6 protein-coding genes are annotated in these 7,100 nt (G+C 68.0%); 2 read left to right on the top strand and 4 right to left on the bottom strand.

The genetic code is table 11. The features are described from left to right. The 4 genes from pepN to AC1D2K_RS26320 all read right to left on the bottom strand — a co-directional run. On the bottom strand, nucleotides 1–2,203 hold a 2,203-nt coding region (gene pepN / locus AC1D2K_RS26335; protein ID WP_478092243.1), incomplete at its 3' end, for an aminopeptidase N. Further along, nucleotides 2,190–2,873: an HAD family hydrolase gene (locus tag AC1D2K_RS26330; protein WP_478092242.1), complete on the bottom strand. Its 684-nt coding sequence runs from the start codon at nucleotides 2,871–2,873 to the stop codon at nucleotides 2,190–2,192. The genes pepN and AC1D2K_RS26330, both read right to left, overlap by 14 nt. Before the next feature lie 158 nt (nucleotides 2,874–3,031). Continuing rightward, nucleotides 3,032–4,136, bottom strand: a protein-coding gene (gene prfB, locus AC1D2K_RS26325) for a peptide chain release factor 2 (protein ID WP_442284071.1) whose coding sequence is annotated in 2 segments (ribosomal slippage) — nucleotides 3,032–4,054 and nucleotides 4,056–4,136 — 1,104 coding nt in all. Because the reading frame shifts where the segments join, the coding sequence is not laid out codon by codon here. A gap of 94 nt (nucleotides 4,137–4,230) precedes the next feature. Further along, the gene (locus AC1D2K_RS26320) at nucleotides 4,231–5,148 is read right to left on the bottom strand and encodes an alpha/beta fold hydrolase (RefSeq protein ID WP_478092241.1); all 918 of its coding nucleotides are present in this window, start codon (nucleotides 5,146–5,148) and stop codon (nucleotides 4,231–4,233) included. 92 nt (nucleotides 5,149–5,240) lie between these two features. Here AC1D2K_RS26320 and AC1D2K_RS26315 point away from each other — a divergent pair, with 92 nt between their 5' ends. Both AC1D2K_RS26315 and AC1D2K_RS26310 read left to right on the top strand, forming a co-directional pair. Then, a complete protein-coding gene (locus tag AC1D2K_RS26315) occupies nucleotides 5,241–6,302 on the top strand; it encodes an aldo/keto reductase (protein WP_478092240.1) in 1,062 nt (353 codons plus the stop codon). Nucleotides 6,303–6,476: 174 nt separating this feature from the next. Then, nucleotides 6,477–6,968, top strand: a complete 492-nt coding sequence (locus AC1D2K_RS26310) for an aminoacyl-tRNA deacylase (RefSeq protein WP_478092238.1) — start codon at nucleotides 6,477–6,479, stop codon at nucleotides 6,966–6,968. Nucleotides 6,969–7,100: the final 132 nt, after the last annotated feature.

Raw genomic sequence — 7,100 nt, 5'->3', positions numbered from 1 at the left:
CGGTCATGTTGCCCGCGTCCTTGAAGCGCTGCAGCGTCTTGCCGGGCCACACGGTGTCGTCCGAGGCGCGCGCCGCGAGGCACAGGTGGGTGAGGGCGATGCCCGCCAGCGCGCGCCGGCCCGAGGAGACCGGGTCGGGCTGGTAGGCACCGGTGTCGCGGTTCTGCTCGTAGGCCTGTTCCCAGTCGGCGAACAGCGCGGTCGCGAGCTGCGCCCGCATCGCCTCGCGCACCACATGCACGCGCTGCGGATCGACGATGTCGAGCTGCTCCGCGATGTAGGTCTCGGAGGGCAGGGTGAGCACCAGTTCCTTGAACGCGGCATCGAGCTGCGGATGGCGCAGCACGCTGCGCATCGCGTCGACGAAGGCGGCGTCGAGCGGCTGCTCGTGGGCCGAGGCCGGCTCGGCGATCGCGCGCACGGCGGCGCGCAGCGCCAGCCGCTGGCCGGCTTCCCAGCGGTTGAAGGGGTCCGGGTCGTTGGCCAGCAGGGTCAGCAGCTGGGCGTCGCTGTAGGCGTAGTCGAGGATCACCGGCGCGCTGAAGCCGCGCAGGATCGAAGGCACCGGCTCGGCGTCGATATCGACGAAGGTGAACTGTTCGCCGGCGCGCGTGAGCACCAGGGTGCGCGTGCCCTGGGTGGCCTCGGCCTCGCCTTCGAGCCGCAAAGGCAGCTCGCGGCCATCGGCGCCCAGCAGGCCGACGTTGACCGGGATCACGAACGGATCCTTGGCCGGCTGGCCCGGCGTGGGCGCGCAACTCTGCACGATGCTCAGCGTGTAGCTGCGCGCTGCCGAGTCATAGACGCCATGGGCGGCGAGGCGCGGCGTGCCGGCCTGGCTGTACCAGCGCTTGAACTGCGGCAGCAGGCGCGCGAGCTCGGTGTCGGGGTTGGCATCGGCGATCGCCTGCGCGAAGTCGTCGCAGGTCACGGCCTGTCCGTCRTGGCGCTCGAAATACAGCGTGATGCCGCGCTCGAAGCCCTTGCGGCCGACCAGCGTCTGCATCATGCGCACCACCTCGGCACCCTTCTCGTAGATGGTGACGGTGTAGAAGTTGCTGATCTCGATGTAGCTGTCGGGCCGCACCGGGTGGGCCATCGGGCCCGCGTCCTCGGGGAACTGGGCGGTGCGCAGCACGCGCACGTCCTCGATGCGCTTGACCGCGCGCGCGGAAGGCTCGGCGCACAGGTCCTGGCTGAACTCCTGGTCGCGGAAGACCGTGAGGCCTTCCTTGAGCGAGAGCTGGAACCAGTCGCGGCAGGTCACGCGGTCGCCGCTCCAGTTGTGGAAGTACTCGTGGCCGACCACGCTTTCGATGTTGCCGTAGTCGGCGTCGGTGGCGGTGGCCTGGTTGGCCAGGACGTACTTCGTGTTGAAGATGTTCAGGCCCTTGTTCTCCATCGCGCCCATGTTGAAGTCGCTGGTGGCGACGATCATGAAGCGGTCGAGGTCCAGCGGCAGGCCGAAGCGGGCTTCGTCCCACAGCACCGAGTTGACGAGCGAGTTCATCGCGTGCTCGGTCTTGTCGAGGTCGCCGGCGCGCACGTACACCTGCAGCAGATGCTCGCGGCCGTTGCGCGCCTTGATGCGCTGCTCGCGCGCCACCAGCTTGCCGGCGACCAGCGCGAACAGGTAGCAGGGCTTGCGGAAGGGGTCGACCCACTTGGCGAAGTGGCGGCCCTCGGGCAGCTCGCCCTGCTCGACCAGGTTGCCGTTCGACAGCAGCACCGGGTAGGCGGCCTTGGCGGCGCGCAGCGTCACCGTGTAGCTCGACATCACGTCGGGCCGGTCGAGGAAGTAGGTGATGCGGCGGAAGCCTTCGGCCTCGCACTGCGTGAAGAAGGTGTCCTCGCTCACGAACAGGCCCATGAGCTTGGTGTTCTTGATCGGACAGCAGGTGGTGAAGATCTCGAGCTCGAAGGTCTCGGGCAGGTTGTCGATCACCAGCTGCTCGGCTTCCATGCGGAACGATGCGCCCTGGCCGTCGACCAGCACGCGCGCCAGGTTGAGCTCGTCGCCGTCGAGGCGCAGCGGCTCGGGCGCCACCTCGGGGTTGCGGCGCAGCCGCATGCGGTTGAGCACCCGCGTCTTGGCGGGGTCGAGATCGAAGGTCAGCTCGACCGTGTCGATCCAGTAGGCCGGCGCGCTGTAATCCTCGCGACGGATCGCGATCGGTTGGCCTTGGGCATCACGCAGCAGCATCGAGAGTCTCCAGGAAGTTTGAGTTGTTCAATTCGTCGTAGTCGCGCACGGCCGCGATCACATGCGGCCCCGCGAGTTCGCAGGCGCTGTGGGTGGTGCAGACCGCCACCGCGAGCATGCCGCCGCGGCGCGCGGCCTCGATGCCGAAGGGCGCATCCTCGAAGACGATGCAGCGCGAGGGCTCGACGCCGATGCGGCGCGCGGCCTCGAGGAAGATCGCCGGCTGAGGCTTGCCTGGCAGCCCCTCGTCGCCGCCCACGATCGCCAGCGGCGCCGGGTCGGGCCGCAGGTTGGACATCGTGAAGGCGATGTTGTGCTTGTCGCCCGCGGTGCCGACCGCCACCTTCAGCCCGCGCGCGACCGCGGCCCGGTGGAAGGCGCTGAAGCCCGTCACCTCGCGGAACTGGGCGCCGAAGAGCTCGCGGTAGATCGATTCCTTGCGGTGGGTGATCTCGGCGCTCTCGGCTTCGCTCACCTCGCGGCCCATGAGCTCGCAGGCGCATTCGAAGGCGGTGCGGCCGGTGGTCCGGCGCATGAAATGCGGGACGTCGATCTCGATCCCGTGGCGCACGCCGTACTCGACCCATGCCTTGGCGTGCCAGGGCATGGAGTCGACCATGGTGCCGTCCATGTCGAAGATCAGGGCTTGCACCTTGTGCAGAGTCCTCATTCGGAAACCCCCAAGTTGTCGATCGATCCGCGACGCAGAGCGCCGGCGCGGCCGAGGCCAGGAACACCGCGGAACCGGCTTTGCCGGGCCGCTCGTGTTGCCCCCGGCGAGGGGGTGTGCGGCCACACGAAGTGGGCCAGCCTGGGGGTGAGCTTCATCTACACGCCTTGCTTCAAGGACGCTTCGATGAAGGCATCGAGGTCGCCGTCCAGCACCTTCTGCGTCGCCGAGATCTCGACGTTGGTGCGCAGGTCCTTGATGCGGCTGTTGTCCAGCACGTAGCTGCGGATCTGGTGGCCCCAGCCGACGTCGGTCTTGCTGTCTTCCAGCTTCTGCTGCTCTTCCTGGCGCTTGCGCATCTCGTGGTCATACAGGCGCGAGCGCAGCCGCTTCCAGGCGACGTCGCGGTTGCTGTGCTGGCTGCGGCCGTCCTGGCACTGCACCACGATGCCGGTCGGGATGTGCGTGAGCCGCACCGCCGAGTCGGTCTTGTTGATGTGCTGGCCGCCGGCGCCGCTGGCGCGGAAGGTGTCGGTGCGCACGTCGGACGGGTTGATGTCGATCTCGATCGAATCATCGATTTCCGGGTAGACGAAGATGCTCGCGAAGCTGGTGTGGCGCCCGCCCGAAGAGTCGAAGGGCGACTTGCGCACCAGCCGGTGCACGCCGGTCTCGGTGCGCAGCAGGCCGAAGGCGTAGTCGCCCTCGACCTTGATGGTCGCGCCCTTGATGCCCGCGGTGTCGCCCGGGGTCTCGTCCTCGATCTGGGTCTTGAAGCCCTTGCGCTCCGCGTACTTCAGGTACTGGCGCAGCAGCATGCTGGCCCAGTCGCAGGCCTCGGTGCCGCCGGCGCCGGCCTGGATGTCGACGAAGGCGTTCAGCGGATCGGCCGGATTGTTGAACATCCGGCGGAATTCGAGCTGCTTGATGTCGGCTTCGAGCTTGGCGGCGTCATCGGCGATGGCCTGCAGGCCGTCCATGTCGCCGTCCTCCTTCGACATCTCGAAGAGTTCGGTGTTGTCGGACAGGCCGCTGGTGAGGCGGTCGAGCGTGACCACGACGTCGTCGAGCGACTTCTTTTCGCGGCCCAGTTCCTGGGCCTTCTTGGGGTCGTTCCAGACGTTGGGGTCTTCGAGCGACGCGTTGACCGTCCTCAGGCGTTCGGCTTTGGCATCGTAGTCAAAGATACCTCCGTAAATCGACCGTGCGGGCGCTCAGGTCCGCGAGAGTTGCGCCGATTTGGTTGATTTGCTCTGCATCCATGGGGTGTCCTGACGGTGTTCGGGGAAAACCGGGGATTTTCTCATGCCGGGCATGGCCCGGTTCCGGAGAGGGGGGAGGGGGCCCGGGGCCGCCTTCAGGACGAAAGAAAATCCTCGATCAGCCGGGCCACCGCGGCGGGCTGGTCGTGGTGCAGCATGTGGCCGGCGTCCTCGACACGGGCGATGCGCGCATGGGGCACTTTCTTCAGGCGCTCGTGGTACTCGTCCAGCGTGTAGCGGCCCTTCCACCATTGGCCCAGGCTGTCGTCCGAGGCCTCGACCGCCAGCAGCGGCGCGGCAATGGCCGCATACAGCGCCAGGATTTCGTCGACCCGGAACAGGTTGGCGTTGATGATCTTGTGGGCCGGATCCCCCAGGATCTCCCAGCGTTCGCCGCCCTCGGCGTGCGGCCGGACGGCCGACCAGTGGGCGGCCAGCCAGTCGGCCTTGTCGGGCGTCAGGCGCGGGTTGGTCTTCATGAGCCGGCGCGCCACGCCTTCGACGCCCGAATAGGTGGCCAGCGCCATTTCGCCGCGGTGCAGGCGCTTGAGCTCGTCGATCCACTTGCCGAAGCGTTCCGGCGCCTGCTCGGGCTTCAGCGCGGGCATGCCGAAGCCTTCGAGGTTGACGAGGCGGCGCACGCGCTGCGGCCGCACGCCGGCGTACTGCATGACCACGTTGCCGCCCATGCTGTGGCCGACCAGGTCGACCGGGGCATCGCCGGCGTAGTGGTCCAGCAGCCAGTCGAGGTCGGCCAGGTAGTCGGGCATCCAGTAGTTGTCGACGCGGCCGCCCTCGGTGAGGCCGAAGCCGCGCCAGTCGGCCGCGACCACGAAGCGCTCCTCGGCCATCGCATCGACCACGAACTGCCAGGAGGCCGCGACGTCCATCCAGCCGTGCATCAGCACCAGCGGCGGCCGGGAGGCGGAGGGCTCGCCCCACAGGCGCACGTGGTAGCTGAGGTGGCGGACGGGGACGAATTCGCTGCGCGAGGCACGGAGGGCTTGGTACATCGCGTCCGATGATACGGACCCCGGCCGGGCCGTGCAGTCGACTGCACGACACGACACGACACGCCTTCGCCTCAGCGGGTAGCATTTCGCCCATGCAAAAAATCCAGCTTGGTCAGAGCGACCTCCACGTCACGCCGATCTGCCTCGGCACCATGACCTTCGGCGAGCAGGTCGACGAGGCCACCGCCCACGCCATCCTCGACCGTTCGCTCGAACGCGGGGTCGACTTCATCGACACCGCCGAGATGTACGCGGTGCCGGCGCGCAAGGAAACCTTCGGCGCCACCGAAACCATCATCGGCCACTGGTTCGACAAGAATCCGGGCGCGCGCCAAAAGATCGTGCTGGCGACCAAGGTCGCGGGCCCGTCGCGCGGCATGCCCTGGGTGCGCGAGGGCAGCGGCATGACGCCGGCCGACATCGCCGCCTCCTGCGAGGCCAGCCTGAAGCGGCTCAAGACCGACGTCATCGACCTCTACCAGATCCACTGGCCGGAGCGCCACGTGCCGGCCTTCGGCCAGATCTACTACGACCCGAAGCGGGAAAGCTCGACCACCCCGATCCACGACCAGCTCGAAGCGCTGGGCAAGCTGGTCAAGGCCGGCAAGGTGCGCGCGATCGGGTTGTCGAACGAGACGCCCTACGGCGTGCACGAATTCGTGCGCCTGGCCGAGCAGCATGGCCTGCCGCGCGTGGCGACGGTGCAGAACGTCTACTGCCTGATCAGCCGCGCAGCCGAGAACGGGCTCGACGAAACCATGCACCGCCTGGGCGTCTCGCTGCTGGCCTATTCGCCGCTGGCCTTCGGCCTGCTGACCGGCAAGTACGACCAGAGCGGCACCGAAGGCCCGGACGCGCCCAAGGGCGCGCGCATCTCGAGCTACGAGTCGGTGCGCAAGCAGCGCTGGGGCCGCCCGGACGCGCTGAAGGCGGCGCGCCGCTACAACGCGCTGGCCCGCGAGCACGGGCTCACGCCGGCACAACTGGCGCTGGCCTTCTGCTACACCAAGTGGCAGGTGGCGAGCACCATCATCGGCGTGACCTCGGTCGCCCAGCTCGACGAGGATCTCGACGCCTGGGGCACCACGCTGTCGCCCGAGCTGCTGGCGGAGATCGACAAGATCCGCTGGGAATTGCGCGACCCGGCTGCCTGAGACCTTGCGGGACAGAGGATGAAACACCCCCGAAGCGCCTGCGGCGCCTCCCCCTCAAGGGGGCGATACCAGCGGCCCGGCAAAGCCGGTTCCGCGGTATCCCTGGCATTCGGCTGCGCCGGTTTCATGCATCGCGGGTCACGCGTTCGGGTAGTGGACCACTGACTAGAAACCGTGGCCAAAAAGACCCACGTCAGCGAAACCCCCGCCACCCAGCTGCTGCGGGCGAACGGCATCGCCTTCACCGAGCATCCCTACGAGTACCTCGAGCACGGCGGCGCCCAGCACAGCGCCGAGGTGCTCGGGCTCGACCCCTTCACCGTGGTCAAGACCCTCGTGATGCAGGACCAGGACGCCAGGCCGCTGCTCGTGCTGATGCACGGCAACCGCACGGTGTCGACCAAGAACCTGGCGCGGCAGATCGGCGCCAAGTCGGTCGAGCCCTGCAAGCCCGAAGTCGCGAACCGGCACAGCGGCTACCTGATCGGGGGCACTTCGCCCTTCGGCACGCGGCGCGCGATGCCGGTCTACATCGAGTCGACGATCCTCGAACTGCCGCGCATCGCGATCAACGGCGGGCGCCGCGGCTACCTCGTGGGCATCGATCCGCAGGTGTGCCTCGGCCTGCTCGGCGCCAAGCCGGTGCAGTGCGCGCTGGCAGAATAGCCGGTTGCCTCGACCGGAGGCGTCCGGAGACACCGTGAGTTCCTATTTCCCCTCGTTGATCGCGATCGTCCTGTCCTACCTGCTGGGATCTCTGTCCTTCGCCGWGATCGTCAGCAAGACGCTCGGCATGGC

This window comes from Variovorax sp. P1_H12_2, from assembly GCF_056405335.1.
This window is presented reverse-complemented; position numbering and strand designations above follow the sequence as displayed.